General features: G+C 70.0%; 25 protein-coding genes. 14 read left to right on the top strand and 11 right to left on the bottom strand.

Going from position 1 to position 25,554, the window contains the following annotated elements:
* Positions 1-77 precede the first annotated feature (77 nt).
* On the top strand, positions 78-905 hold the full coding sequence (locus ACFY1L_RS06465) for a DUF6597 domain-containing transcriptional factor (protein ID WP_388819138.1): 828 nt from the start codon (positions 78-80) through the stop codon (positions 903-905).
* A gap of 82 nt (positions 906-987) precedes the next feature.
* Complete coding sequence (locus ACFY1L_RS06460; RefSeq protein ID WP_388819135.1) at positions 988-2,397, top strand: MFS transporter; 1,410 nt, start codon at positions 988-990, stop codon at positions 2,395-2,397.
* On the opposite strand, the gene ACFY1L_RS06455 is transcribed toward ACFY1L_RS06460, so the two are convergent.
* Positions 2,394-3,284, bottom strand: coding sequence for an NADP-dependent oxidoreductase (locus tag ACFY1L_RS06455; RefSeq protein ID WP_388819132.1), 891 nt, complete (start codon positions 3,282-3,284; stop codon positions 2,394-2,396). The genes ACFY1L_RS06460 and ACFY1L_RS06455 overlap by 4 nt on opposite strands.
* A 121-nt stretch (positions 3,285-3,405) precedes the next feature.
* Here ACFY1L_RS06455 and ACFY1L_RS06450 point away from each other — a divergent pair, with 121 nt between their 5' ends.
* On the top strand, positions 3,406-3,807 hold the full coding sequence (locus tag ACFY1L_RS06450) for a winged helix-turn-helix transcriptional regulator (RefSeq protein WP_388819129.1): 402 nt from the start codon (positions 3,406-3,408) through the stop codon (positions 3,805-3,807).
* 4 nt (positions 3,808-3,811) lie between these two features.
* On the opposite strand, the gene ACFY1L_RS06445 is transcribed toward ACFY1L_RS06450, so the two are convergent.
* On the bottom strand, positions 3,812-4,285 hold the full coding sequence (locus ACFY1L_RS06445; protein ID WP_388819126.1) for a MarR family winged helix-turn-helix transcriptional regulator: 474 nt from the start codon (positions 4,283-4,285) through the stop codon (positions 3,812-3,814).
* Positions 4,286-4,384: 99 nt separating this feature from the next.
* Complete coding sequence (locus tag ACFY1L_RS06440; RefSeq protein WP_388819124.1) at positions 4,385-4,855, bottom strand: hypothetical protein; 471 nt, start codon at positions 4,853-4,855, stop codon at positions 4,385-4,387.
* A gap of 151 nt (positions 4,856-5,006) precedes the next feature.
* On the opposite strand from ACFY1L_RS06440, the gene ACFY1L_RS06435 reads away from it, so the two are divergent.
* The gene (locus ACFY1L_RS06435) at positions 5,007-5,342 is read left to right on the top strand and encodes a YnfA family protein (protein ID WP_388819121.1); all 336 of its coding nucleotides are present in this window, start codon (positions 5,007-5,009) and stop codon (positions 5,340-5,342) included.
* Between the two features lie 7 nt (positions 5,343-5,349).
* Here the strand turns inward: ACFY1L_RS06435 and ACFY1L_RS06430 are convergent, their stop codons facing one another.
* Positions 5,350-5,787, bottom strand: coding sequence for an ester cyclase (locus ACFY1L_RS06430; RefSeq protein WP_388819118.1), 438 nt, complete (start codon positions 5,785-5,787; stop codon positions 5,350-5,352).
* Positions 5,788-5,966: 179 nt separating this feature from the next.
* Here ACFY1L_RS06430 and ACFY1L_RS06425 point away from each other — a divergent pair, with 179 nt between their 5' ends.
* Genes ACFY1L_RS06425 through ACFY1L_RS06415 form a run of 3 tightly spaced genes read left to right on the top strand, consistent with a single transcriptional unit; the run spans position 5,967 to position 8,198 of the window.
* Positions 5,967-6,740, top strand: a complete 774-nt coding sequence (locus ACFY1L_RS06425; protein WP_388819116.1) for an SDR family NAD(P)-dependent oxidoreductase — start codon at positions 5,967-5,969, stop codon at positions 6,738-6,740.
* Entirely contained in the window at positions 6,740-6,898 is a 159-nt protein-coding gene (locus tag ACFY1L_RS06420; RefSeq protein ID WP_388819113.1) for a hypothetical protein, read from the top strand. The genes ACFY1L_RS06425 and ACFY1L_RS06420 overlap by 1 nt, the downstream gene beginning before the upstream one ends.
* A gap of 37 nt (positions 6,899-6,935) precedes the next feature.
* A complete protein-coding gene (locus ACFY1L_RS06415) occupies positions 6,936-8,198 on the top strand; it encodes a tyrosine-protein phosphatase (RefSeq protein ID WP_388819111.1) in 1,263 nt (420 codons plus the stop codon).
* Positions 8,199-8,245: 47 nt separating this feature from the next.
* Here the strand turns inward: ACFY1L_RS06415 and ACFY1L_RS06410 are convergent, their stop codons facing one another.
* The gene (locus tag ACFY1L_RS06410; RefSeq protein WP_388821098.1) at positions 8,246-9,439 is read right to left on the bottom strand and encodes an RtcB family protein; all 1,194 of its coding nucleotides are present in this window, start codon (positions 9,437-9,439) and stop codon (positions 8,246-8,248) included.
* 207 nt (positions 9,440-9,646) lie between these two features.
* Between ACFY1L_RS06410 and ACFY1L_RS06405 the strand changes: the two genes are divergently transcribed.
* The 3 genes from ACFY1L_RS06405 (at position 9,647) to ACFY1L_RS06395 (ending at position 12,976) form a co-directional block, all read left to right on the top strand.
* On the top strand, positions 9,647-10,501 hold the full coding sequence (locus tag ACFY1L_RS06405; protein ID WP_388819108.1) for a DUF3558 domain-containing protein: 855 nt from the start codon (positions 9,647-9,649) through the stop codon (positions 10,499-10,501).
* A gap of 135 nt (positions 10,502-10,636) precedes the next feature.
* Positions 10,637-11,548, top strand: coding sequence for a DUF3558 family protein (locus ACFY1L_RS06400; protein ID WP_388819106.1), 912 nt, complete (start codon positions 10,637-10,639; stop codon positions 11,546-11,548).
* Positions 11,549-11,704: 156 nt separating this feature from the next.
* Positions 11,705-12,976: a DUF2637 domain-containing protein gene (locus ACFY1L_RS06395; protein ID WP_388819103.1), complete on the top strand. Its 1,272-nt coding sequence runs from the start codon at positions 11,705-11,707 to the stop codon at positions 12,974-12,976.
* A gap of 44 nt (positions 12,977-13,020) precedes the next feature.
* Here ACFY1L_RS06395 and lysS read toward each other — a convergent pair whose 3' ends face one another.
* Entirely contained in the window at positions 13,021-14,766 is a 1,746-nt protein-coding gene (lysS, locus tag ACFY1L_RS06390; protein ID WP_388819100.1) for a lysine--tRNA ligase, read from the bottom strand.
* 146 nt (positions 14,767-14,912) lie between these two features.
* Between lysS and argS the strand changes: the two genes are divergently transcribed.
* Positions 14,913-16,679, top strand: a complete 1,767-nt coding sequence (gene argS, locus ACFY1L_RS06385; protein ID WP_388819097.1) for an arginine--tRNA ligase — start codon at positions 14,913-14,915, stop codon at positions 16,677-16,679.
* A 215-nt stretch (positions 16,680-16,894) separates the two neighbouring features.
* Here the strand turns inward: argS and ACFY1L_RS06380 are convergent, their stop codons facing one another.
* A complete protein-coding gene (locus tag ACFY1L_RS06380) occupies positions 16,895-17,722 on the bottom strand; it encodes a class I SAM-dependent methyltransferase (RefSeq protein WP_388819094.1) in 828 nt (275 codons plus the stop codon).
* A 75-nt stretch (positions 17,723-17,797) separates the two neighbouring features.
* On the opposite strand from ACFY1L_RS06380, the gene ACFY1L_RS06375 reads away from it, so the two are divergent.
* Complete coding sequence (locus ACFY1L_RS06375) at positions 17,798-18,400, top strand: TetR/AcrR family transcriptional regulator (RefSeq protein WP_388819091.1); 603 nt, start codon at positions 17,798-17,800, stop codon at positions 18,398-18,400.
* 46 nt (positions 18,401-18,446) lie between these two features.
* Here ACFY1L_RS06375 and ACFY1L_RS06370 read toward each other — a convergent pair whose 3' ends face one another.
* Positions 18,447-19,001, bottom strand: coding sequence for a hypothetical protein (locus tag ACFY1L_RS06370; RefSeq protein WP_388819088.1), 555 nt, complete (start codon positions 18,999-19,001; stop codon positions 18,447-18,449).
* A gap of 161 nt (positions 19,002-19,162) precedes the next feature.
* Positions 19,163-20,137, bottom strand: coding sequence for an ArsR/SmtB family transcription factor (locus tag ACFY1L_RS06365; protein ID WP_388819086.1), 975 nt, complete (start codon positions 20,135-20,137; stop codon positions 19,163-19,165).
* Between the two features lie 207 nt (positions 20,138-20,344).
* Here ACFY1L_RS06365 and ACFY1L_RS06360 point away from each other — a divergent pair, with 207 nt between their 5' ends.
* On the top strand, positions 20,345-21,115 hold the full coding sequence (locus tag ACFY1L_RS06360) for a DUF4253 domain-containing protein (RefSeq protein ID WP_388819083.1): 771 nt from the start codon (positions 20,345-20,347) through the stop codon (positions 21,113-21,115).
* 191 nt (positions 21,116-21,306) lie between these two features.
* Here the strand turns inward: ACFY1L_RS06360 and ACFY1L_RS06355 are convergent, their stop codons facing one another.
* Both ACFY1L_RS06355 and hemB read right to left on the bottom strand, forming a co-directional pair.
* Positions 21,307-22,209, bottom strand: a complete 903-nt coding sequence (locus tag ACFY1L_RS06355) for an SAM-dependent methyltransferase (protein WP_388819081.1) — start codon at positions 22,207-22,209, stop codon at positions 21,307-21,309.
* Between the two features lie 744 nt (positions 22,210-22,953).
* Positions 22,954-23,946 (bottom strand): porphobilinogen synthase, encoded by a 993-nt coding sequence (gene hemB / locus ACFY1L_RS06350; RefSeq protein ID WP_388819078.1) that lies wholly within the window; start codon positions 23,944-23,946, stop codon positions 22,954-22,956.
* 207 nt (positions 23,947-24,153) lie between these two features.
* Between hemB and ACFY1L_RS06345 the strand changes: the two genes are divergently transcribed.
* On the top strand, positions 24,154-25,545 hold the full coding sequence (locus ACFY1L_RS06345) for an FAD-binding oxidoreductase (protein WP_388819075.1): 1,392 nt from the start codon (positions 24,154-24,156) through the stop codon (positions 25,543-25,545).
* Positions 25,546-25,554 lie beyond the last annotated feature (9 nt).

Raw genomic sequence — 25,554 nt, 5'->3', positions numbered from 1 at the left:
GTTCAACTATAGCGGTGAACGACCTCCGCGACCCACGTATTCCGCCGACTGTCGGTGCCGGACCGTACGCTCCCCTCATGGCCGCCCCACGCCGTGACACCCGAGGCATCGTCGGCGCCGCGGACTTCCTCGCGCGCGTGGACTTCCGCCGCCCCGAGCCCGCCGAGCAGCTGCGCCGGTACGTGGAGCACTACTGGCTGATCGACTGGGACCTCGCCGAGCCGTACGTCTCGCACGTGGTCCCGCATCCCGCGGTCCACATCGTCTTCCAGCACTTCGAGGGCCAGGAACCGTTCGTCGAGGTCGCGGGCGTCCAGCAGGGCCTGTTCACCCAGAAACTGGAGGGGCGGGGACGGGTGTGCGGCATCAAGTTCCGGCCCGGCGCCTTCCGCCCCTTCGCACCCGGGCGGGCGGTGAGCGAGTGGACGGGCCGGCGGGTCCCCTCCCCAGAGGACTTCCCGACGGCGGACCTCGCGGCCGTCCTCACCCCGGACGACGAGGCCGACCGGATCTCCGCCCTGGACGGCTTCCTGCTCTCCCTCGACCCCCACCCCGACCCCCAGGCCGACCTCGCGACGGCCCTGGTCGACCGCATCCGCACCGACCGCACGATCCGCCGCGCCGGCGACTTCGCCCGCACCGAGGGGATGTCCGTACGAGTGCTGCAGCGCCTGTTCGCCGGGTATGTCGGCGTCGGCCCCAAGTGGGTCATCCTGCGCTACCGCATCCACGAGGCCCTGGAGCGCGCGGAGACCGACCGGGACGTCGACTGGGCGGCCCTCGCGGCCGACCTCGGCTATGCCGACCAGGCCCATCTGGTGCGGGACTTCACGGCGACGGTGGGGGTGCCGCCGACGGCGTACGCGGCCGCCGCCAGTCCGGCTTCACGGAGCGGAAGGCCGTGATGTCCATCCGCTCGCGCAGTTAGAAGCGGCCCTCGGCGATATCCCCTTGACGGCCGGGACGGCACTCCCGATATTTATCTGCGTGACGCAGATTCTTCGTAACGCAAGAGAAAAACCCGTCCTGACCGCCCGCGCCCGCTGGGCCGTGCTCGCCGTCGTCCTGGCCGCCGACGTTCTCGACCTGCTCGACGCGACGATCACCAACATCGCCGCGCCGACCATCACGAAGGACCTCGGCGGCGGCCCGAGCCTCGTGCAGTGGCTCGGCGCCTCCTACGCCCTCGCGCTCGGCGTGCTTCTGGTGCCCGGCGGCCGGCTCGGCGACAAGTACGGGCGCCGGCGGCTGTTCCTGCTCGGCCTCGCCGGTTTCGTCGCCGCCTCCCTGGCCTGCGGGCTCGCCCCGGACCCGGCGGTGCTGGTCGTCGCCCGGCTCGTGCAGGGCGCCTTCGGTGCGCTCGTCATCCCGCAGGGCTTCGGCATCCTCGGGGCGACCTGGCCGCGCGAGGAGATCGGTAAGGCGTTCAGCCTGTTCGGGCCCGTCATGGGCCTGTCCGCCGTCGGCGGTCCGATCCTCGCCGGATTCCTCGTCGACGCCGACCTCGCCGGCCTCGGCTGGCGCCCCATGTTCCTGATCAACCTGCTCCTGGGCGGCGCCGCACTCCTGGCCGCCGCTCGACTGCTCCCGCGGGACACGGGCGACCCGTCCCTCTCGGTCGACGGCCCGGGATCAGCGCTCCTCGCGGGCGCGCTGCTCGGCCTCCTCGGCGGCCTGATCGACGGCTCGGACGGCGGCTGGGGTACCCGCCCGCTCGCCCAACTCCTCCTCGGCCTTGCCCTGTTCGCCGCCTTCTGCCACCGCCAGCGCACCGCCCCCGAGCCCCTGATCCGCCCGAGCCTCCTGCACAACCGAGGCTTCACCTCGGGCCTGATCCTCGGCGTCCTCGCCTTCGCCGCGGTCGCCGGCCTCCTCTACGTCGTCTCCCTCCACCTCCAGCGCGGCCTCGGCCACTCCCCCGCCGGCACCGCACTCGGCCTGATCCCGCTGTCCGCGGGGATCGTCGTCGCGTCCATCGCCTGCTACCGGCTGATCCACACCTACGGCCGCCGACTGGTCGTCGCCGGACTGCTGTTGATCCTCACCGGCTGCGGCTGCCTGGCACTGCTCTCCGACTCGTCCGGGTGGGCGCTCGTCCCGCCCCTCCTCCTCGTCGGCCTCGGCATGGGCACCTGCTTCGGCACCGTCTACGACGTCACCATCGGCGACATCGCCCCCGAGGAGGCCGGCAGCGCCAGCGGCTCGCTCAACGCGGTGCAGCAACTCGCCAACGCGATCGGAGCGGCGGCCGTAACCACCGTGTACTTCAAGGCGGTCGACGGCGGCGAGACCCACGCCCTGCTCGCGAGCCTCGCCGTGGTCGCCGCGGCCGTCGCCCTGTGCCTGCCCCTCGTACGACTGCTGCCGCGCAAGGCACCGGCGGAGCAGCACCACTAGGGCACCAGCACCAACCGGCCGCGCACCCCGCCCTCCGCCAGGCGGGCGTGCGCCTTCGGTGCCTCCTCGAGGGCGTACGTCTCCGCCACCCGCAGCGTCAGCACCCCCTCGTCGACCAGCGCCGCCAGCTCGGCCAACTGCGCCCCGTCCGCGCTCACTTCGACCGCGCCGGTCCGCACCCCGCGCACCGGGGCCGGAGCCGCCTGCGGGATGACACCGACGTAGACACCGCCGTCCCGCACCCACTCCAGGGCCGCCTCCCCCAGCACCGCCGCGTCCAGCACGGCGTCGACGCCGCCCGCCCCGACGGCACCGGACGCGAAGTGCGCGGCCCCCAGCGACCGCAGAAACTCCTCGTCGCCCTTCCTCGCCAGCGCGGTCACCGAAATCCCCCGGCGCGCGGCGAGTTGGACGGCGAATCCACCGACCGCGCCCGCCGCACCGGTGATCAGCAGCGACTGCCCCTCCCCCAACTCCAGCAGATCCAGGGCCTGTACGGCGGCCAGGGCGTTCAGCGGCAGCGTCGCCGCCTGCACGGCGTCGACCGTGGCCGGCGCCTTCGCCACCGCGTCCGTGTCGACGACGACGTACTCGGCGTGCGTGCCCAGCGGCTTCACCATGCCGTAGTCCAGCGCCACCACCTCGTCGCCGACGCTCCAGGCGGTGGCCACGCCCGTCGCGTCCACGGTCCCGGCGACGTCCCAGCCGAGCCCGATCTGTTTGCCGCCGCCACCGAAGACGCCCTGCCGCACTCCCGCGTCCACCGGGTTCAGCGCGGCCGCCGCGACCTTGATCCGCACCTGCCGCGCGGCCGGCTCGGGCACGTCCACGTCCACGACCTCCACGGCCTCGGGGCCGCCGAACGTCCTCACCACTGCAGCACGCATGGTCATTTCTCCCGTAATGAGACTCTTCGAACGGTTCGCTCTGCTGCAACAACCCTAGGAAGAGTTACTATCCAGGAGGAAGTAGTTACCTCGAGGTGCCTACCTCACCGAGGGGAGAGCCATGGCGACCATGACAGCGGCCCAGAAGCGCGAGCAGGCCCGCGTGGAGTACGACGCGTTTCTCCGCGCGTGCCCCACCAACCAGCTCCTCGACCGGCTCAGCGACAAGTGGGTCAGCCTCGTCCTCGCGGCCCTCGCCTCCGGCCCCCTGCGCTACAGCGACCTCAGCCGCAAGATCGCGGGCGTGAGCCCCAAGATGCTGACGCAGACACTGCGTTCACTGGAACGCGACGGCATCCTCACCCGCACGGTCACCCCGTCCGTACCGGTCCGCGTCGACTACGAACTCACCGAACTCGGCAGCAGCCTCGCCCAGTTGATGACCGCGGTGAAGAGGTGGGCCGAGACCCACTTCGACGAGGTGCACGAGGCCCGCGAGCGCTACGACGCGGAGAGCGCCTGACCGCTCAGACCTCGCCGGCCCGCAGCCGTGCGACCTGTTGCCCGCTGAACTCCACCGTGCGCCTCATGTGCCCGATCACCACGGCGAGTTCGGCGTCGTCCAGCTCCTCGAACAGGGCGGACCAGCCGCCGCCCAGCCGCTCCCACATCCGCCCGAACTCGGCGATCCGGTCCGGCACCGTCGCCACCAGCACCTTCCGCCGGTCGGCCGCGTCCCGCTCCCGTACGACATAGCCCGCCTTCTCCAGCCGGTCCACCAGCCGCGTCGCCGAGCCGGTGGTCAGCCCCGTCAACGCGGCGATCCGGCCGGTCGTCACCGGACCGCCCTCCAGCGTCAGCAGGTTCAGACACTGCAGATCGGTGGGGTGCAGGCCCAGGTGATCGGCGACGGCCTGGTTGAAGAGGGCGTACGAGGCCATGTAGCGGCGCGAGACGGCGGACAGCTCGTCCATCAGACGCTCACGCGCGTTCCCGGCCATGCCCTTTGCTCCTCCGCTCCTCTTCGCCTGCTCCGTCTGCGCGGTGCAGAGATCGTACGACGCAGCAGCCGCACCCCCGCCAACCCGAAGCGGGCCCCGTCAGAAGTAGTACTCGTCCCCGGTACCCAGCACGAGTACCCGCTGCTCGTCGTTCTGCCGGTTCCGGTCGACGGCACCCCCGGCCCACACCGTGTCCACCTCGAGCCGCAGCTCGGAGGGCCTCCCCTGCAGCCGCACCCGCACCGCGACCTGCGCACCCACCTCGCCCGCGGCCAGCGGCCCCACCCGGCACAGCAGCACCCGCGGCCCCGACCGCGCGCACCCCGGCGGCAGCACCTGCCCGTCCGCGAGCGGCACCGACCAGCGCAGCCGCACCGTCACGTCCGGCACGTCCGACGGCCCGTGGTTGCGCGGCGTGAACCGCACGAAGACCTGGCCGCCGGCCATGGACACGGCACCGTGATAGGCCAGATCCGCCTCGGCGCCGTCGACGGCACCGGCAGGCAGAGCCGCTGCCGCCACCGCCGCCAGAGCGGCGCCCCCCGCCGCAAGAACCCGCATCCTCCGCATACCGCCGCTCCTCGCTCCGCATGGCCGCCATGTGGTCGCACGGTGTCGCCGCATGGTCGTACGGATGTATCCCACGCGCAGCACGCGGCAGGCGCCGTCCATCAGGTGACAGCAAGCACGCAGCTGACAGCGGGCATGCCAAGCTGCGGGCATGCTCGTCGCACGCTCCGCCGCCCTCTTCGTCGTCGCCGCCCTCTTCGAGATCGGCGGCGCCTGGCTGGTCTGGCAGGGAGTGCGCGAACACCGCGGCTGGCTGTGGATCGCCGGCGGCGTCCTCGCCCTCGGCGCCTACGGCTTCGTCGCCACCTTCCAGCCGGACGCCCACTTCGGCCGCATCCTCGCCGCGTACGGCGGGATCTTCGTCGCCGGGTCGATCCTGTGGGGCGTGGTCGCGGACGGCTACCGCCCGGACCGCTGGGACGTGACCGGCGCGCTGATCTGCCTGGTCGGCATGGCGGTGATCATGTGGGCGCCGCGCGGCGGCTGAACCGTTCTCAGGACGGCTCGTCGGGCAGCAGCCCCAGCTGCGTCAGGAACTCCATCTCGTCGAAGTAGAGCCGGTAGTCGACGATCCGCCCGTCCTCCCCGACGGTGGCGAGATCCACCCCGCGGATCCTGACCTCCTTCTGTGTCGCAGGCAGCGTGTCCCCGGAGGGCAGCTGGAGCGGCCCGGTGTTCCGGCCGCTGAAGAACCCCTCGTCTATGGCCGTGTTCCCGATCTCGTACGAGTGCACCGTCTCGAACGACCCGTCCGGAATCGCGTCCGTCATCTGCCGCCAGTACTCGGCGATGTTGTCGCGCCCTCGGATCTCCCCTTCGTCAGGGGTGAACGCGACCGCATCCGGTGCGTAGAGCTCGCCGATCGTCTTCGGATCCGCGTGCGTCGTGACCGCCTCGGTGAGCCGGTCCATGACCTCTCGTGCCTGCCCCATGATCCACCTCCACAGGACCGGAGGATCACCCTTCTCATCGTCCCACCCGGCGAAGTCGTCCGCGCATCGAGTGTTCGCGCATGGTGTCCGCGCATTGAAAGGGCGCACCGCCCGCCGACCGACGTCACCTACCCTGGGCAGCAGCCAGCCGCCGTACCGACCGCCTCGAGGAGCCCCACATGGCCACCGCACCGTCCGCCGCCTCCCGCATCGCCGTCGTCACCGGTGCGAGCAGCGGAATCGGCGCCGCCACGGCCCGGCAGCTCGCAGCGGCCGGCTACCGGGTCGTCCTCACCGCCCGCCGCAAGGACCGCATCGAGGCGCTCGCGGAGGAGATCAACTCGGCCGGCCACTCGGCGACGGCCTACCAGCTGGACGTGACGGACCGCACGGCGGTCGACGAGTTCGCCACCGCCTTCAAGACGATCGGCGTCCTCGTCAACAACGCGGGCGGCGCGCTCGGCGCCGACCCGGTCGCGACCGGCGACCCCGCCGACTGGCGCACGATGTACGAGACGAACGTCCTCGGCACCCTGAACGTCACCCAGGCCCTGCTCCCGAAGCTCGTCGCGAGCGGCGACGGAACAGTCGTGGTCGTCTCCTCCACCGCCGGCCACGGCACCTACGAGGGCGGCGCGGGCTACGTAGCCGCCAAGCACGGCTCCCACGTCCTCGCCGAAACCCTCCGCCTGGAGATCGTCGGCCAGCCGGTCCGCGTCATCGAGATCGCGCCCGGCATGGTCAAGACCGACGAGTTCGCGCTCACCCGCTTCGGCGGCGACGAGGAGAGGGCGACCAAGGTCTACGAGGGCGTCGCCGAACCCCTCACGGCCGACGACGTCGCGGACACCATCACCTGGGCGGTCACCCGCCCCCACCACGTCAACGTCGACCTCCTGGTCCTGCGCCCGCGTGCCCAGGCGTCCAACACGAAGGTCCACCGGGAACTGTGATGACGGACGACGCCGAGCGACAGGCCGAAGCCGAGCAGCGACGCCTGTCGCTGGAGAAGAAACGCGAACGCTACGTCTGGTACTACCTCGCGTACTTCCTCTTCGGCATCCACATCGTCGCGTTCGTGATGATCTACGCCGTGCTCCACGCCAAGTAGCCGTGCCGCACGCCGAGTAGACGTAAGGTCACAGCCTGTGGACAGACACATACCTTTCGACGCGCTGCACAACTTCCGTGACCTGGGCGGCTACACGACCCCGGACGGCCGGCGGATCCGCCCCGGACGCCTGTACCGCGCGGACTCGCTGGGCAAGCTGCGCGAAGGCACTCCGGACTGGGACCGCTTCCTGTCCCTGGGCATCCGCACGGTGATCGACCTCCGCCACCCCTGGGAGATCGAGAAGCGGGGCCGCATCCCGGACGACACGTCCTTCGGCTACCACCACCTCAGCATCGAGCACCGCCCGTACAACCAGCCGGCGTTGCCTCCCGAGGTCGACCCGGGCCCGTACCTCGCGGAGCGCTACATGGAGGTGGCGGAGGACGGCACGAAGGAAATCCGCCGCGCACTGGAACTGGTGGCGGACGCGGCGGAGTCGGGGCAGCCCCTGGTCTTCCACTGCGCGTCGGGCAAGGACCGTACGGGCCAACTGGCGGCGCTGATCCTGGAGTTGCTGGGCATCCCGGAGCCCACCGTCATCGAGGACTACAGCCTCACGGAACTGGCGACAGAGGCGATGGTGGCGGCCTGGACGGCGCGCGAGGGCCGCGAGCCGACATGGCTGGGCTTCGGACGGGCGCCGGCGTCGGTGATGCGCACGTTCCTCGCGTCCATGAAGAAGCGCTACGGGTCGATCGAGAACTACGTGACGCAGGAACTGTCCCTGGACGCGGAAGCGCTGGCGACAACCCTCCGCACGGCCCTCCTGGAACCCAACCCCACCACCTTCCCGCCCCTGACCTACCGCAGGGCAACACCGTCGGACGCCGCAACCCTGGTCCGCCTCCGCGACTCGGCAGCCCTCTGGCAACTGGCCCGCGGAATCGACCAATGGAAGCCGGGCGAGAAGGACGAGACCCACTTCCGCACCCGCATGCAGCAGGGCGAGGTCTGGCTGGCCCACACGGGCCCCCACCTGACGGGCGCCTGGGAAATCTGGTGGGAGGACGAGGCGGCCTGGGGCCCCCGCCCCGCGGACGCGGGCTACATCCACCGCCTGATGACAACACCGCACACGGCACCGCCGGGCACAGGCCGCAAGATGCTGGCGGAGGCGGAGTCCCGAATCACCGCGACGGGCCGCCCGTACGCCCGCCTGGACTGCCTGTCCTCCAACCCCCAACTCCGCGCGTACTACGAGGCGGCGGGCTACAAGGTGGTCGGCGAACAGTCGGCCAAGCAGGACGGCACGGGCAGCCCGTACGCGGTGACACTGCTGGAAAAGCGGCTCGCGTAACCCACAACTAGTGATGGGCGCGGCAATCCTCGCGCCCATCACCGTCTCTAGCCCTTCACACAGACGACCTGCTTCAGCTTCGCCACGACCTCCACGAGGTCCCGCTGCTGATCGATGACCTGCTCGATCGGCTTGTACGCGCCCGGAATCTCGTCCACGACGCCGGAGTCCTTACGGCACTCCACGCCCCGCGTCTGCTCTTCCAGGTCCTTCGTCGAGAAGCGCCGCTTCGCAGCGTTTCGGCTCATGCGCCGACCGGCGCCGTGCGAGGCCGAGTTGAAGGACTTCTCGTTCCCGAGACCCTTCACGATGTACGAACCCGTGCCCATGGAGCCCGGGATGATCCCGTACTCACCGGAGCCGGCCCGGATCGCGCCCTTGCGGGTCACAAGCAGGTCCATGCCCTCGTAGCGTTCCTCGCTCACGTAGTTGTGGTGGCACGAGATCTCCGGCTCGAAGGTCGGCTTCGCCTTCTTGAACTCCTTGCGGATCACGTCCTTGAAGAGCGCCATCATGATGGTGCGGTTGTACTTCGCGTACTCCTGCGCCCAGTACAGGTCGTTGCGGTAAGCCCCCATCTGAGGAGTGTCCGCCACGAACACCGCAAGGTCACGGTCCACGAGCCCCTGGTTGTGCGGAAGCTTCTGGGCCACGCCGATGTGATGCTCAGCCAGTTCCTTACCAATGTTCCGAGAACCGGAGTGGAGCATGAGCCACACCGCGCCATGCGTATCTATGCAGAGCTCCGTGAAATGATTCCCCGAGCCGAGGGTCCCCATCTGCAAAGCCGCCCGCTCCCGCCGGAACTTCACCGCATCCGCAACCCCGTCGAACCGCCCCCAGAAGTCATCCCACCCCCCGGTGGCAAGCCCATGGAACCGCCCCGGCTCAACGGGACTGTCATGCATCCCCCGCCCCACCGGAATCGCCTGCTCGATCTTCGACCGAAGCCGCGACAGATCCCCCGGCAGATCGTTCGCCGTGAGCGACGTCTTCACCGCCGACATCCCGCAGCCGATGTCCACCCCCACCGCCGCAGGGCACACGGCCCCCTGCATCGCGATGACGGACCCGACCGTCGCACCCTTCCCGTAGTGCACGTCCGGCATGACCGCGAGGCCCTTGATCCAGGGCAGGGTCGCGACGTTGCGGAGCTGCTGCAGGGCGACGTCCTCGACCGTCGTCGGGTCGGTCCACATCCGGATCGGTACCTTCGCCCCCGGCATCTCTACGTACGACATATCGTCCTCTTTCCCCCGAAACAACAACAGAAGTATGGAAACGCAAAACCGGCGCCAAGGTCGAAGGAAAGGGACAACGGACCGGCGTCCACGGCAGTGCGTGCGATACACATTGTCTGCCGGGGGCGCCCCCGTGCGGCAAGCGAATAACCAGCGGGGACACTGGTGGACCGATCGCCAGACCCCACCGTCGAGAGGAGCCCGACCGTGCAGCGGAAGGCGTACGTATCCGGTGTCGCGGCGCTCCTCGCCGTGCTGCTGGCCGGCTGCACCGGCGGCTCGAGCGACGACAGCAGCACGGACAACTCCAACCCCGGTGACGCCGGAACGGCCAGCCCGGCCGCCCAGCCGGGCAAGTACCGCACGCTTCCGGAGCCGTGCAGCGCGGTCGACCAGGACACCCTCGACTCGCTTCTGCCCGGCATCGCGCAGATCACCGACGAGGAGCAGCGGGACAAGGCGTACGAGGGCGAGGCGACGCTGACGTTCGACACGGACCGCAAGGTCGGCTGCCGCTGGAAGGTCGACTCGACGGATGCCACGGATCGTCTTTACGTCGACTTCGAACGTGTCGTGTCGTACCACAACTCCGTGAGCGACGACAGCGAGGCGGAGGAGGTGTTCGGGACGAAGGAAGCGGCGGCCGACCTGCCCGAGCCGGCCACTTCCGGTTCCAGTTCCGACGGTGATTCCAGTTCCGATTCCGGTTCCAGCAGCACCGATCCCAGTTCTTCGGCCTCGGCTTCTTCCTCTGCCTCCCCGGCCGCCGACTCCTCCGAGTCCGCCTCGGATTCCGCTTCTCCGTCCGCCACTCCGTCCAGCCTGCTGCCCCGCACCCTCTCCGATCTCGGCGACGAGGCCTTCCTGGACGACGCGCTGAGCGGGTCCGGTTCGACGGTTCAGCAGCGGACGGTGACTGTGGCGTTCCGCACGTCCAACGTCATCGTGACCATCGAGTACGAGGAGCAGCCGGCCACGGTCGGGGCCGTGCCGGACAGCAAGGAAATGCAGGACAGGGCCCGGAAACTGGCCGCCTCGCTGGCGGACACGCTGGCCGGTTAGCGGCCGTTCGGTCCCCCCTCGCGTCCGTCCGCAAAGCTCGCGAAGCAGAAGCACACAGTTTCCTCACCGCGTACCGTGGCCCCTCGGACCCGACCCGCCGACCGCAGGAACCACAGCGTCATGAGTGAAGGAACCATGCAGCGAGCAGCAGAGCGAGACCAGCGGACCCAGCGAGACCGGCGAGTGAAGCGCTCAGGGCGCTTCCTTGTCTGCGCGGTCGCAGTGCCCGTGATGGTGCTGGCCGCCGGTTGCTCCTCGGACTCCGACTCCGGTGACGGAGGCAGCAAGGGTTCGGGCAGCGACTCTTCGTCGTCCGCGTCCGGTGCGAGCGCGTCGCCGACGGTGCAGGCGGCGGCGTACAAGAAGTTGCCGGATTCGTGTGGGGTGTTGTCGAAGAAGACGCTGGCCTCGCTCGTGCCCAAGGGTGCGAAGTCCGGCAAGGAGGGCAAGTCGGGCGACGCGGCGACGCGGGCGAGTTGCTCGTGGAGCAGCCTGGACAACAACGGTGTGAAGGGCTCGCAGTTCCGCTGGCTGAATGTCTCTCTGCTGCGTTTCGAGTCGGACGCGACGCGCGGCGAGGGCGACCAGTTGGCGCACGCGTACTACGAGAAGCAGGTCAAGGACGCCCAGGCGGTTCAGGGCGCGAAGAACACGAAGTCGGAGCCGGTTGCCGGGACGGGCGACGAGGCGACGCTGGTGCGTTACGACCTGAAGAAGAAGGAGGGTTCCTTCAAGCAGCAGACGGTCGTGACGCGCGTCGAGAACGTCGTCATCACGCTGGACTACAACGGCGCGGGCCTGGCCGGTGAGAAGACGCCGAGCGCGGACACGCTGGCGAAGGTCGCGGAGAACGCGGCGAAGGAGGCGGTCGCCTCGGTGGCGGCGGCGAACGGTGACGGCAGCGGGAGCACGGGTTCGGGCTCGGATTCGGGCACGGCGAAGCCCTCGCCTTCGAAGTCGGCGTCGAAGTCTCCGTCGGCGTCTCCGTCGAAGGCCTCGAAGTCGTCTTCGGCGTCTCCGTCCTCCTCAGCGTCGAAGAAGAGCTGACTGTCACATCTGGACGCCAACTCGCAGCTCAGCACCGCTTTTTGACGGAGCCCGGCCCCCTGCGGGGACCGGGCTCCACCCGTTCCGTTACCTAGTGGGGCGCACACATGTGCCACTCTGTTGCGCGCAACAGCACGCAATGGGAGGGGAGTACGGGTGGCCGCGCCACTGCAGCTGACTCGGATGCACCGGATTCTCATCGGCGTGGTCGTGACCGGCGCCGTGATCATCGCCGGCATCGGCTTCGCCGGTTCGTATGCGGCGGTCCGCGAGTTGGCCATCAAGAAGGGCTTCGGGAACTTCTCCTATGTGTTCCCGATCGGCATCGACGCGGGCATATGTGTGCTGCTCGCGCTGGACCTTCTCCTCACCTGGATCCGCATACCGTTCCCGCTGCTGCGGCAGACGGCCTGGCTGCTGACGGCGGCGACGATCGCGTTCAACGGTGCGGCGGCCTGGCCGGATCCGCTGGGTGTGGGTATGCACGCGGTGATTCCGGTGCTGTTCGTGGTGTCCGTCGAGGCGGCCCGGCATGCGATCGGCCGTATCGCCGACATCACGGCGGACAAGCACATGGAGGGCGTGCGCCTCACGCGCTGGCTGCTCTCCCCGGTGCCGACGTTCCTTCTCTGGCGCCGGATGAAGCTTTGGGAGCTGCGCTCCTACGAGCAGGTCATCAAGCTGGAGCAGGAGCGTCTGGTGTACCAGGCGCGGCTGCGTTCGCGGTTCGGGCGTGCGTGGCGTCGTAAGGCTCCGGTGGAGTCGTTGATGCCGCTGCGGCTGGCGCGGTACGGGGTGCCGCTGGCGGAGACGGCTCCGTCGGGTCTGGCGGCGGCGGGCATCGAGCCGGCGCTGCTTCCGCCGGCGCCTCGGGTCGAGGCGTCTGCGCCTCCGCGGGCTGTCGAGGCGGCGCACGTTCCGCAGCAGCAGCCGGCGCCTGTGGAGGAGCAGTACCAGCAGGGACCGGATCAGAGCCCTTGGTTCAACGTCCCGCAGCAGGTCCAGTACCAGGGCGACTACGACCCCGCGTACGACCCGGAGCAGTACGCGCAGTGGTTCGCGGAGCAGCAGCAGGCCGAGCAGTACCAGGAGCAGTACCAGCAGGAGCAGTTCCCGGAGGAGCCGTTCCGGGAGCAGCAGTTCCAGGAGGAGTCGTCTTCGGAGGAGACGGGCAGCTTCCAGATCCCGGTCAGCCCGGGCCGCACGCGTGAGCTCGGTGAGGGCGGCGGTGCTCCGGAGCCGGACGACGAGTCCTACTACCAGGTCTTCAAGCAGTCGATAAACGGCAGCTACCCGACGCCGAACCAGCTCATCGACAACATCGAGGCGGAGTTCGGTCACCGTCTCGAGGGTGCGGAAGCCAAGCGCATGGTCGATCGCTTCAGCAACCGCCACTACAAGGAGCTGGAAGAAGAGCACATCGCATGAGAAAGCGCCCGGTGCCGTGCGGCACCGGGCGCTTTCTCATGACGTCACTCCCCGAGCAGGGCTCGTACTCGCTCCTGCCCCACTGCCAGCAGCAGCGTGGGCAGTCGCGGACCGGTGTCGCGGCCGACCAGCAGGTGGTAGAGCAGCGCGAAGAAGGTCCGCTGGGCGGTCTTGATCTCGGCCGGCAGCTCCTTGGGCGTGGCGTCGGCCGGGAACCCGGCCTGGACCTTGGGCACGCCGTACACGAGGTGTGTGAGCCCGTCGAGCGACCAGTGCGACTCGAGGCCGTCGAGCAGCAGCCGCAGTGACCGCTGGGAGGCCTCGTCGAGGGACTTCAGCAGGTCTGTGTCGGGTTCGTCGCGCACGATGGTCCGCTGGTCGGCGGGGACGTGCGTGTTGATCCAGGCTTCGGCCTTGTCGTAGCGCGGCCGTGCCTCGTCGAGGGAGCCGAGCGGGTCCGCGGGGTCGAGTTCGCTGAGGATCCGCAGTGCCTGGTCCGCGTGCCCGGCCGTGATGTCCGCGACCGAGGCGAGTGTCCGGTACGGCAGCGGGCGGGGCGTCTTGGGCAGTTCGCCGCCGGCGGTGCGTACGGCGCGCGAGTGCGCGGCGACGTCGGCCGGGAGGGCGGAGCCGTCCGTGACCTTGGCGTCGAGCTTGTCCCACTCGTCGTAGAGGCGCTGGATCTCCTGGTCGAAGGCGATCTTGAAGGACTGGTTGGGGCGGCGGCGGGCGTAGAGCCAGCGCAGGAGCTGCGGCTCCATGATCTTCAGGGCGTCCGCGGGGGTGGGGACGCCGCCCCGGGAGGACGACATCTTGGCCATGCCGCTGATGCCGACGAAGGCGTACATGGGGCCGATGGGCTGCTTGCCGCCGAAGATCCCGACGATCTGTCCGCCGACCTGGAAGGAAGAGCCCGGGGACGAGTGGTCGACACCGCTCGGCTCGAAGATCACGCCCTCGTAGGCCCACCGCATCGGCCAGTCGACCTTCCAGACGAGCTTGCCGCGGTTGAACTCGTTGAGCCGGACGGTCTCGGAGAAGCCGCACGACGTGCAGGCGTACGTCAGCTCGGTGGTCTCGTCGTCGTAGGAGGTGACCGTCGTGAGGTCCTTCTCGCAGTTGCCGCAGTAGGGCTTGTACGGGAAGTACCCGGCGGAGCCGCTGCTGCCGTCGTCCTCGCCGGCCGCGCCCGAGCCCTCGGCGGCCTCCAGCTCGGCCTCGTCGACCGGCTTCTGGCCCTGCTTCTGCTTCGCCGGGGCCTTCTTGGTGCGGTACTGGTCGAGGATCGCGTCGATGTCGGCGCGGTGGGCGATGGCGTGCAGGATCTGCTCGCGGTACACGCCGGAGGTGTACTGGGCGGTCTGGCTGATGCCGTCGAACTCGACGCCGAGCTCGGCGAGCGACTCGGTCATGGCGGCCTTGAAGTGCTCGGACCAGTTGGGGTGCGTGGACCCCTTGGGGGCGGGCACGGAGGTCAGCGGCTTGCCGATGTGCTCGGCCCAGGTCTCGTCGACCCCGGCGATGCCGGCCGGCACCTTGCGGTAGCGGTCGTAGTCGTCCCAGGAGATCAGGTGCCGGACCTGGTGGCCGCGGCGGCGGATCTCGTCGGCGACGAGGTGCGGGGTCATGACCTCGCGGAGGTTGCCGAGGTGGATCGGGCCGGAGGGGGAGAGGCCGGACGCGACGACGACAGGTTTGCCGGGGGCCCGACGCTCCGACTCCTCGATGACGTCATCCGCGAAACGGGAGACCCAGTCGGCGGTCTCGGTGCTCTGAGCCACGATCGGCACGTCCTTCTTTCTCCGGGGCAGCCTGTACGGTCAACGGCTGACAGCTCATTCTCCCAGACCGCCACGCGCCCGGGAAAACGGCTTTACCCCCCATGGGATACTGGTTGGGTCTATCGATCCCCACGAGGAGAACGGCACCCCTTCCTATGGCCTCGGTCACGTCCCTCAGCGACTCCGTCCAGCAGCACCTCGCGTCCGCCCTCTCGGCCACCCTGCCGGAGGCGGCCGGCGCGGACCCGCTGCTGCGACGTAGCGACCGGGCGGACTTTCAGGCGAACGGCATCCTGGCGCTCGCCAAGAAGGCCAAGGCCAACCCGCGGGAGCTCGCGACGCAGGTGGTCTCGCAGGTCGTCACCGGTGACGTGATCAAGGACGTCGAGGTCTCCGGTCCGGGCTTCCTGAACGTCACGATCTCCGACAAGGCGATCACCGAGAACCTGGCGGCGCGGTACGCGGACGACACGGGTCGTCTCGGTGTGCCCCTCAACCCGGCTCCCGGCATCACGGTCGTCGACTACGCCCAGCCGAACGTGGCCAAGGAGATGCACGTCGGCCACCTGCGCTCGGCGGTGATCGGCGACGCACTGCGCGGCATGCTCGACTTCACCGGCGAGAAGACGATCGGCCGACACCACATCGGCGACTGGGGCACCCAGTTCGGCATGCTCATCCAGTACCTGTTCGAGCACCCCGGCGAGCTGGCTCCGGCGACGGACGTCGACGGCGAGCAGGCCATGTCTAACCTGAACCGGGTGTACAAGGCCTCGCGCGCGGTCTTCGACGCGGACGAGGAGTTCAAGGAGCGCGCCCGGAAGCGGGTCGTCGCCCTGCAGTCCGGCGACAAGGAGACCCTGGAACTCTGGCAGCAGTTCGTGGACGAGTCGAAGGTCTACTTCTACTCGGTCTTCGAGAAGCTGGACATGGAGATCCGCGACGAGGAGATCGTCGGCGAGTCCGCGTACAACGAGGGCATGCCCGAGACCGCCCGCCTCCTGGAGGAGATGGGCGTCGCGGTGCGCTCCGAGGGTGCGCTCGTGGTGTTCTTCGACGAGATCCGCGGCAAGGACGACCAGCCGGTCCCGCTGATCGTGCAGAAGGCCGACGGCGGCTTCGGCTACGCGGCCTCCGACCTGACCGCGATCCGCAACCGCGTCCTCGACCTGAACGCGACGACGCTGCTGTACGTCGTGGACGTCCGCCAGTCGCTGCACTTCAAGATGGTCTTCGAGACGGCCCGGCGGGCGGGCTGGCTGAGCGACGGCGTCACCGCGCACAACATGGGCTACGGGACGGTGCTGGGCGCGGACGGCAAGCCGTTCAAGACGCGTGAGGGCGAGACCGTACGGCTGGAGGACCTGCTGGACGAGGCGGTCGAGCGGGCGACGGCGGTCGTGCGTGAGAAGGCCGAGAAGGTGGGCCTGACCGAGGAGGAGATCGTCGAGAACGGCCGGTACGTCGGGATCGGCGCCGTGAAGTACGCGGACCTGTCGACGTCGCCGAACCGCGACTACAAGTTCGACCTGGACCAGATGGTGTCGCTGAACGGCGACACGTCGGTCTACCTCCAGTACGCGTACGCCCGTATCAGGTCGATCCTGCGCAAGGCCGAGGGGTCGTCTCCGCTGGCGCACCCGGAGCTCGAACTCGCCCCGGCGGAGCGGGCGCTGGGGCTGCACATGGACGCGTTCGGCGACACGGTGTACGAGGCGGCTGCGGAGTACGCACCGCACAAGCTGGCCGCGTATCTGTACCAGCTGGCGTCGCACCTGACGGCGTTCTACGACCAGTGCCCGGTCCTCAAGGCCGATACGCAGGAGCAGATGGAGAACCGTCTGTTCCTGGTCGACCTGACGGCCCGCACCCTGCACAAGGGCATGGCCCTGCTGGGCATCAGGACGCCGCAGCGGCTCTGACCGGCCCGTGAGGCCCTACGCGATGTGGTCCTCCTCCAGTTCCGCGGTGAAGCGGTTTTGGAAGCGATTGACCATGCGTAGGGCCTCGTCCATCCAGAGATCCTCCTCAGGCGTCGGCGTGGCGACCTTCACCGCCAGCGGTGCACGCTCATCGTCTCCCCGATGAACTTGCTTCCGGCCGACCGAGGCCGAGTCGGCCGGCGAGGAGGAGTGCTTCAGCTTCGTCGCGCACTGACCGCCACGGTCGCGTACGGCATGGTGAAGCGGCCGCCGTGTGCGTCGATGGCGGCCCCGACCCCCTCCAGCAACCGCGCGAGCCGGTCGGCGGGGAGCCTGGTGAAGGCGCCCTGGGTGGGCATGACGTCCAGCCAGGCGTCGCGGGTGTACGTGAACTCCCAGTCGTAGCGCCACTGTTCGGGTTCGCCGAAGGCACGGGCGGCCCGCATGCCGTCGGCGGCCTTGTCGAACCCCGACCGGTACGTCTGCAGGGCGGGCCGCGTCAGGGCCCCGCGGAAGTCGAAGGGCAGGCCGGTGACTTCGCGCTCGATGACGTCGGCGAAGGCTTCCCCGAGCTCGGACGGCAGCTGGGCCACGTTCCAGAAGGGGACCAGCAAGCCGCCGGGCCGAAGCACACGCGCCGCCTTCGCCGCGCCCACGACGGGGTCGACCCAGTGCCAGGCGGTCCCTGCGACGACGGCGTCGAACTCCCGCCCGCCGGGCTCCCATTGCTCGATCGTCGCCACTTCCACGTCCACGTCGAGCTTCCGGGCCACTTCGGCCATACGTGCGTCGGGCTCGACCCCGAGCACCCGGCACCCGGCCGCCCGGAGCTGCCGGGCGACGATCCCCGTGCCGCAGCCGACGTCGAGGACGTCCGTGCCCGGAATGTCGGCGACGATGCGCTGCATCAGGGCGGCGGGGTACCGGGGGCGGGCCCGGTCGTAGCGCTCGGGATCCGCGCCGAAGGACTCGGCGATGTCCCGGCGCCGGTGGGGTTCGTTCCCGACATCCGGTGACTGCGGCTGAGACGGTAAAGTGGGCATGCGCCCACTATGGGTGGGCACCCGCCCACCGGTCAATGGGCAAGCGCCCACTCACTGCGAGGAGAGACACCCGGCATGCCAACAGGTGTGGCCATGCGCGACCCGCGCCGACAACTCTTCGACGCCGCCGAGCGCATCCTGCTCCGGGACGGCCCGAACGCACTGACCAGCAGGGCGGTGACGACGGAGGCGGGCTGCGCGAAGGGCGTCCTGCACCGGCACTTCGCGGACTTCGACGCGTTCCTGGCGGAGCTGGTGCTGGCCCGTATCCACCGGCTCGAGGACCGCTCCGCCGCACTGCGCGCATCGGCCGGAACCGGCACGCTCACCGGCAACCTCACGGCCGCGCTGACGGACCTGTTCGACCCGGTCGCGACCGCAGTCGTAAGCCTGGTCATCTCCCGGGACGAGCTTCGAGCCCGCCTGCGCGCGGCGGGCTCGACGGGCATCCCGCTCATGGGGGAGGCGGCGGCGATGCTGGCGTCCTACCTCACGGCGGAGCGCGACCTGGGCCGCCTGAAGCCCGACACAGACGTGGGCGTCCTCGCCCCCACCCTCCTGGGCGCGGCACATCTGCTGTACGCGGACCGGGAGGCGCGGTCGCCGGATGCGGAGGCGGTACGGCGGGTCGTGACGGCGGTGGTGGCTGGGGCACTGCGGGGAGAGGAGATCGGCTAGGACCTGCCCACGGGACGCCCGGGCGTCCCGGGCTCACGACCGCGCTTCAGCGGCCCGCCGAGCTGCCGTCGCTGCCGTACGACCCGCCCGCCACCCGGCGCAGTCGCCGGGCCTCGTCCTCCAGGCGGCGCGCGACGCCCCCGGCTCCGCCCGTCCCCGAGTCCAGCCCGCTGGCGAGGAGTTGGGCGGACAGGCCGTCGAAGTAGTGAGCCGCGTTGAGGAGTTGGTCGTCCGCGTCGAAGACGGCCGCGGTGCCCATGCCGTTGACGTCGTCGAGGACGCGGTTGATGCGCTGGTTGATCTCGTCCCGGGCGTCCTGGGCAAGGCTCACCGCGCGGCCGGTCTGCGCGAGGACGGAGTGGCAGGAGCGCCGGAGTTCCGTCACCAGCCGGTCGTCCCGGTTGAAGAAGGTGTTCCCCAGCTGGGCGGAGCTGTATGTGATGCCCTGCGGAACGCGGGAGCCCACCTGGAAGGCGTCGTAGGGCTCGTAGCGCCGCAGGTCGATCGCGCTCGTCGCACCGAGCGCCGCCCGGAAGCAGGGGTGGACGTGGAACTCCGTCTCGTGCGGCTGCACCGACAGGTCGTCGTCGCCGACGAACACGACTGTTCAACACCGTAGCGGCAACGCAAACGCCGGACCGCCTGCACCGCGGCGAGGTGATCCCGTCGCCCCGGCCGGCCGTCGGGATACCTCACGGCGACCTCCTTTCGCCGCAACCCGCCCTGGATGAACCGCTGTTGCGTCGATGGGGATACGGCGGCTCAGGTCGCCGCGAGCAGTTCGAGGCCGAGGGGGGTGCAGATGTGCCAGACCGCCTTGCCGTCCCGGCTCGTCGTGATCAGCCGGGCGTCGCGCAGCGCCTTGGTGTGTTCGGACGCCGAGGACCTGCTGATGTCGAGCTCGCGCGCCACCTCGCTGGTGGTGTGCTCCCGGGTGAGGAGTTCCAGCGCGGCGGCCCGGGTACGGCCGAGCAGGGCCGCCAGCGGACTCGGGCGACCGGACGTGCGCTCGCCGAGCAGCGGCAGCGACGCCGCACCCTCGTAGATCAGGATGCTCGGCGCGTCGTCGTGATGGGCCACCAGCGGGCGCCCGGTCCAGAGGGTGGACGGCAGGAGGATCACTCCGTGTCCCGTCAGCGACACCTCCCGGTCGGCCGGATCGTCGAAGACGAGCGTCGTCCCCTCCCAGCGTCCGCCGGGGCCGAGGCCGGCCAGGGCGGTGCGGATGCCGTGCTGCGCCAACAAGCGGGTGCGCCAGGCCCGTTCGGCGTCGAAGGCGGACTGGATGTCGGGCCAGCAGGCCGACAGCAGACCGCCGTACGCGGCACGCAGGGCTCGTTCCAGCTCCTCCCACGCCTCCCGTTCCTTGCCGGCGATCCGCCGCAGCCAGGGTGTGGGCCGCAGCACCTCGGGGATACGGCCGTCCAGCTCGGCGCGGACCCGGGCGGGCGGGGTCGACAGGACGGTGTCGAGGCCGGCCTCGAGGCCACGGCTGAGCGGGTCGAGGAACAAGGGGCCCCTGGCCGTGGGCGGGATCAGCTGGAGCAGGGGACGGGCCTCGGCCGGAAACGCCCTGCGGGCCGTGTGCCGCCAGCGGCTCAACGCCGGGCTCGGGGGCTGCCGTTGGAGGACGGCGACGGCCAGGCCCAGCTCCATCAGGGGCGCGGGTTCCGGAGCGAAGGTCACTGCGAGCAGGTCCTCCGCCGTGAAGCTCAGCCGCAGCATCCGCTCACCCACATCCCCCACGTTTCGGCCAGAACCGAAACCATCGCGGTCCCCGCTCGACCCACGGATTATGGGGGAGGCGTCCGGGCTGCCATAAGGGGGGAACCGGTCCGGTCGCCCGGGGGGAGGCGGGATCCCGGCAGGCCGGTGCAAGAGTCGGCGCGGTACCGGCCCGCCGGGATACGTCCGTTGTCAGTGGCTGCCCCTACAGTCACTGACATGGCGACTCTTCCCAACCCGCTGCCGAGGCTGGCGTCCCTCGGGCTCGACCTCCCGCCCGGCCGGCTGATCGACGAGACCGACGACGGCCCCTGGCACGAACCGCTGCTGTGGCTGGCGGACGAGCAGCCCGCTCCCGGCGCCTGGTCGGCGCTGCAGACCGCCGCGCGGACGGTCGGCCTGCTCCCGCTCGTCGTGGACGTGGGCGGCGGCCTCGGCGAGCCCGAGAAGTGGGAGTTGATGCCCGGGGAGATGTCGTACCCCGGGGACCACGACGCAGAGGAAGTGCTGGCCGAGTTCTGGGAGTCGTACGCGGCGGAGGACGACGAATGGCCCGGCCTGGCCGACGCCCTGCCCGACACCGCCGACCCGGACGCCACCGCCGCCGACGTGGTGGAGTCCCTCCTCGCCGGTGGCCGCCCGCTCAGGGACCCGCACCTCGCCCTCGTCCCGGCCCGCCGTAGCGCCGACATCCCCACGGCGATCGGCTGGTTCGGCCCGGCGAACCATGAGAACGACACCGCCCGCCTGTCGGCGGTACTCCGCTCCTGGGAGGACCGCTTCGGCATACGAGTGATCGCCCTCGGCTACGCCGACCTGCTGGTTTCCGTCGCCGCCCCGCCCAAGACCCTCGCCGAGGCGGAGGCCGTGGCCGCCGAGCACTTCGCGTTCTGCCCGGACAACATCCTCCAGGGCAGCGACACGACACTCACCACGTACGCCGAGAACCAACTCCTCAACCAACCGGCGTGGCACTTCTGGTGGGACTGACCAGCGGGAGCTGACGTGCGGCCCGGACCGTCGTCAGAGAACGCCGAGAAGCCCGTGCAGCAGGGCACCGACAGAAAAGAGCAGGCCGCTGACGAGGATGCCGAGCATTTGAGACCTCCAGGAACGAAATGTGACGTTTCTACCGCCCTCGATAACGCCCCCTGCCCGCCCGCGTTACGGGTCCGGTCCCCTCAGGCCTTGTTGCCCACGCCCGCATAGACATTGATGTCGGCGTCGGTCACGTCGTTGATGTCGGCGTACCGCACCTTCTCGATGTCGTCGAGCGCCGCCAGATAGGAGGCCTCCGGCTGCTCCGGAACAGGAGCGGCATTGTCGGCACGCCAGTGATGCGCGGGCACCACACCGGGCTCCGCCAACTCCAGCGCACTCTCGGCGAAGAAGCGCTCGACCTCCGCCCGGGACCGCAGCACGAAGGTGAACCCCCGCTCGGTATAAGTCCGTTGAACTGCGCGAATGTTCTCGGGATTGAGATCCTCGGTCAGATGACTGAGCACCAGCCGACTGCCGGCCGGCAGCGAATCGACGAGCTCACGCACGATCGGATACGCCTCCTCGTCCTCGACGAAGTGCAGGATCGCGACGAGGCAGAGCGCGACGGGCTGGTCGAAGTCCAGCGTCTTGGCGGCCTGTTCGAGAATGTGGGCCGGATTCTTGAAGTCGGCGTCGATGTAGTCGGTACGACCTTCGGGCCCACTGGTGAGCAGAGCCCGCGCATGCGCCAGCACCACGGGATCGTTGTCGACGTACACCACCCGCGAGTCGGGAATGATCCGCTGGGCGATCTGATGGACGTTCTCCGCGGTGGGCAGCCCCGTACCGATGTCGAGGAACTGCCGAATGCCGTCCTCCCGGGCCAGCGTCCCGACCGCCCGGCGCAGGAAGTCCCGGTTGTGCCGCACGTCGAGATAGCCGCGCGGATTGGCGGCGAGCGCGGCGGCGGCCGCGGCACGGTCGACGGGGTAGTTGTCCTTGCCGCCGAGGAAGACGTCGTAGACGCGCGCAGGGTGCGCCTTGGTGGTGTCGATCCTCCTTCTCAGCTCGGCGGGATCCTGGCTGAGGGCGTCACCGGGCATGGGCGTCTCCCTGGAGAGTCGAGGCGTCATTCAAAAGACAACGAACCAGTCGCCAACAACCTAACTCCCGACGGAACTTGATGGTGCCCAAGCGGCTCCACACCCCACCGGACGTCCCGAATCCAACCCCCGGGACACAACATCCCCGCAGGCCAGAGCCCATCCCACCACCCCGGCGTCCCGAATGGCGCGCGAAGTATGGCGACCCAACCGACTCACCGACCAGGCTGTGCCCCGACCCCCAGTTCACCATCGAGAGGGCCACCCCATGTCCGCGTCCAAGCCCCCCACCCGCCCCCGTTCCCGGCTCCTCCTCGCCGCAACGGCCGCAATCGCCGCACTGATCCTCACGGCATGCAGGGACGGCGAGGGCCTCCGGGACGAGGGCCCGTCCTCGATGACCACCCCCACCACACACTCAGCACCGGCACCATCACCGAACGCCCGTTGAGACGGAGCCCGGTTGCCGACTCCGCACACTCACCCGCGGCGGAAAGGCGGACGAGCACCCGCACTCACCCACGGCGGAAAGGTGAACGGACACCGGCACCCGCCCACGGCGGAAAGGGGACGTGCCGGGGGGTGTCCGCCCGCAGCGGCGGGCGTCCACCGCCGGCCACAGCCACACAAGACAGCAACCGCCCGACCGAGGACGGACACCCCCCGGCGCGGCCCCGACCCCAGACGCACGGGCAGGCGCTACACGCACCCCCACCGAACCCGCAGATGCGCCGCAGGCACCCCTCAGCCCAACATCTGCGCAGCCTCCACAGCCCAGTACGTCAGGATGTTCTGCGCCCCCGCCCGCTTGATCCCGGTCAACGTCTCCAGGATCGCCCGCTCCCGATCGATCCACCCCTTCTCCGCCGCAGCCTCGATCATCGAGTACTCCCCGGAGATCTGATACGCAGCGACCGGCACATCCACCGCATCCGCAACCCGAGCCAGAATGTCCAGATACGGCCCCGCAGGCTTCACCATCACCAGATCGGCGCCCTCTTCAAGATCCAGCGCCAACTCCCGCAGCGACTCCCGAACATTCGCCGGATCCTGCTGATACGTCTTCCGGTCCCCCTGCAAGGACGACCCGACAGCCTCCCGAAACGGCCCATAGAACGCGGACGCGTACTTCGCGGTGTAGGCAAGGATCGCAACATCCTCCCGCCCGATCTGATCGAGCGCATCGCGAACGACCCCGATCTGCCCGTCCATCATCCCGCTGGGCCCCACCACATGGGCCCCGGCATCGGCCTGAACCTGCGCCATCTCCGCATACCGCTCAAGCGTGGCGTCGTTGTCGACACGCCCCTGCGAGTCCAGCACCCCACAGTGCCCATGATCCGTGGTCTCGTCGAGGCACAGGTCGGACATGACGAGCAACTCGTCCCCCACCTCGGCCCGCACATCACGGAGAGCGACCTGCAGAATCCCGTCCGGATCGGTCCCCGGCGTCCCCAGCGCGTCCTTCTTCGACTCCTCCGGCACACCGAACAGCATGATCCCGGAGACCCCGGCCGCCACCGCCTCCGCGGCCGCCTTCTTCAGGCTGTCACGCGTGTGCTGCACGACGCCGGGCATCGCCCCGATCGGCACAGGCTCGCTGACACCCTCGCGCACGAACGCCGGAAGGATGAAGTCCGCCGGGTGCAGCCGGGTCTCGGCGACCATGCGCCGCATGACGGGGGTGGTCCGCAGCCGCCGCGGCCGGGTGCCGGGAAAGGATCCGTACTTCGTCATGCCACCTACGCTACGCCCGCCCCGGTGGCACCTTTGCCGACGGGACGTCGGCGCGAAAAGGCCCCCACATGCGCCCCCCACACCCCAGGTCCATCCTGAAAGAACCGCCCTGCAAACACCGCACAGAACACAACCGCACAGAACAAGGACCCCGACGGCCGCTCCCGCCCCGCCGCCGTCCCTCCGTCACGCACCGCGGAGGACGCGATGACAGCCATCCACCACACCCCCGACCTGTTCGCCCTGTCCGAGATCCACGGCCCCGTCCTGCGCCCCGGCGACGACGCCTACGTCGCCGAGGTAACCGGCTTCAACCTGTCCGCCCGCCACAACCCCGACATCGTCGTCGGCGCAACCGGCACCGACGACATCGTGACCGCGATGCGCTGGGCCGCGGCCACCGGCACCCCCGTCGCCGTCCAGGCCACCGGCCACGGCGCCAACTTCCCCATCGACGGCGGCCTCCTGATCAGCACCACCCGCATGACGGACGTACGCATCGACCCCACCGAACGCACCGCGACCGTCGCGGCCGGCGCGAAGTGGCGCCATGTCCTGGACGTGGCCGCCCCGCACGGCCTGGCCACACTCAACGGCTCGTCCACGGACGCCGGCGTCGTCGGCTACACCCTCGGTGGCGGACTCCCCGTACTGGGCCGGGCATACGGCTACGCGGCCGACCGCGTCCGCTCCCTCCAGGTCGTCACCTGCGACGGCACCCTGCGCACCGCGGACCCCGACTCCGAACCCGACCTGTTCTGGGCCCTGCGCGGCGGAAAGGGCAACGTGGGAGTGGTCACCGAGCTGACCTTCGACCTGCTGGAACTCCCCACCGTCCTGGGCGGCGGCATCTACTACGCCGGCGAACACGCGGAGGCGGTCCTGCGCACCTGGGTCGACTGGACGACCACCCTCCCCACCCAGATGTGCAGCGCCTACACGCTGCTGCGCCTCCCCCCGATCCCGGAGATCCCCGAGCCCCTGCGCGGCGGCTTCTGGGCCCGCATCGCCCTCGCCTGGACCGGCGACGTACAGGAGGGCGAGAACCTGCTGACGCCCATTCGCGAGGCCGCACCGATCACGATCGACACGGTGGAGGAGATGCCGTACGCGGCCATGGACCGCATCTACATGGACCCACAGGACCCGCTACCCGCCCGCGAAGCCTGCAGCCTGCTGAGGGCCCTGCCCCCGGACGCCCTGACGACGTTCCTGGCCCAGGCGGGCCCGGCGGTCCCGGACCTCCCGCTGCTGCTGATCGAAATCCGCCACATGGGCGGCGAACTCTCCCGCCCCGCCGACATCGAGGACGCCATCTGCGGCCGCGACGCCAGCTACATCCTGGAAACGGTCGGCGTCCTGCCCGGCCCGGAGGTCGCGGCGGCCGTGGAAACGGCCACGACAGCCCTGCACACCGCCATGGCCCCGTACGGCACGGGCCACACGATGGTCAACCTCCACGGCACACCGGGCGACGAGAAGGACCGCGCCCGCGCGTGGACCGAAGAGGTCTACGACCGCCTCACGCACACGAAGGAGACGTACGACCCGAGCAACCTGCTGCGCTACGGGCACACGGTGACCCCACAGCCGGCGTGAGCGCGCCCC

This window comes from Streptomyces sp. NPDC001663 (genome assembly GCF_042893105.1).
Taxonomy (GTDB): Bacteria; Actinomycetota; Actinomycetes; order Streptomycetales; family Streptomycetaceae; genus Streptomyces.
This window is presented reverse-complemented; position numbering and strand designations above follow the sequence as displayed.

Bases quoted from the DNA above. Each gene is read 5' to 3' on its own strand.
- ACFY1L_RS06450 (WP_388819129.1), top strand. From the start codon at position 3,406: ATGGCGACCATGACAGCGGCCCAGAAGCGCGAGCAGGCCCGCGTGGAG.
- ACFY1L_RS06445 (WP_388819126.1), bottom strand. From the start codon at position 4,285: ATGGCCGGGAACGCGCGTGAGCGTCTGATGGACGAGCTGTCCGCCGTC.
- ACFY1L_RS06465 (WP_388819138.1), top strand. From the start codon at position 78: ATGGCCGCCCCACGCCGTGACACCCGAGGCATCGTCGGCGCCGCGGAC.
- ACFY1L_RS06430 (WP_388819118.1), bottom strand. From the start codon at position 5,787: ATGGGGCAGGCACGAGAGGTCATGGACCGGCTCACCGAGGCGGTCACG.
- ACFY1L_RS06435 (WP_388819121.1), top strand. From the start codon at position 5,007: ATGCTCGTCGCACGCTCCGCCGCCCTCTTCGTCGTCGCCGCCCTCTTC.
- ACFY1L_RS06400 (WP_388819106.1), top strand. From the start codon at position 10,637: ATGCAGCGAGCAGCAGAGCGAGACCAGCGGACCCAGCGAGACCGGCGA.
- argS (WP_388819097.1), top strand. From the start codon at position 14,913: ATGGCCTCGGTCACGTCCCTCAGCGACTCCGTCCAGCAGCACCTCGCG.
- ACFY1L_RS06410 (WP_388821098.1), bottom strand. From the start codon at position 9,439: ATGTCGTACGTAGAGATGCCGGGGGCGAAGGTACCGATCCGGATGTGG.
- ACFY1L_RS06425 (WP_388819116.1), top strand. From the start codon at position 5,967: ATGGCCACCGCACCGTCCGCCGCCTCCCGCATCGCCGTCGTCACCGGT.
- ACFY1L_RS06440 (WP_388819124.1), bottom strand. From the start codon at position 4,855: ATGCGGAGGATGCGGGTTCTTGCGGCGGGGGGCGCCGCTCTGGCGGCG.
- ACFY1L_RS06355 (WP_388819081.1), bottom strand. From the start codon at position 22,209: ATGCCCGGTGACGCCCTCAGCCAGGATCCCGCCGAGCTGAGAAGGAGG.
- ACFY1L_RS06455 (WP_388819132.1), bottom strand. From the start codon at position 3,284: ATGCGTGCTGCAGTGGTGAGGACGTTCGGCGGCCCCGAGGCCGTGGAG.
- ACFY1L_RS06380 (WP_388819094.1), bottom strand. From the start codon at position 17,722: ATGCCCACTTTACCGTCTCAGCCGCAGTCACCGGATGTCGGGAACGAA.
- ACFY1L_RS06345 (WP_388819075.1), top strand. From the start codon at position 24,154: ATGACAGCCATCCACCACACCCCCGACCTGTTCGCCCTGTCCGAGATC.
- ACFY1L_RS06420 (WP_388819113.1), top strand. From the start codon at position 6,740: ATGACGGACGACGCCGAGCGACAGGCCGAAGCCGAGCAGCGACGCCTG.
- ACFY1L_RS06375 (WP_388819091.1), top strand. From the start codon at position 17,798: ATGCCAACAGGTGTGGCCATGCGCGACCCGCGCCGACAACTCTTCGAC.
- ACFY1L_RS06360 (WP_388819083.1), top strand. From the start codon at position 20,345: ATGGCGACTCTTCCCAACCCGCTGCCGAGGCTGGCGTCCCTCGGGCTC.
- hemB (WP_388819078.1), bottom strand. From the start codon at position 23,946: ATGACGAAGTACGGATCCTTTCCCGGCACCCGGCCGCGGCGGCTGCGG.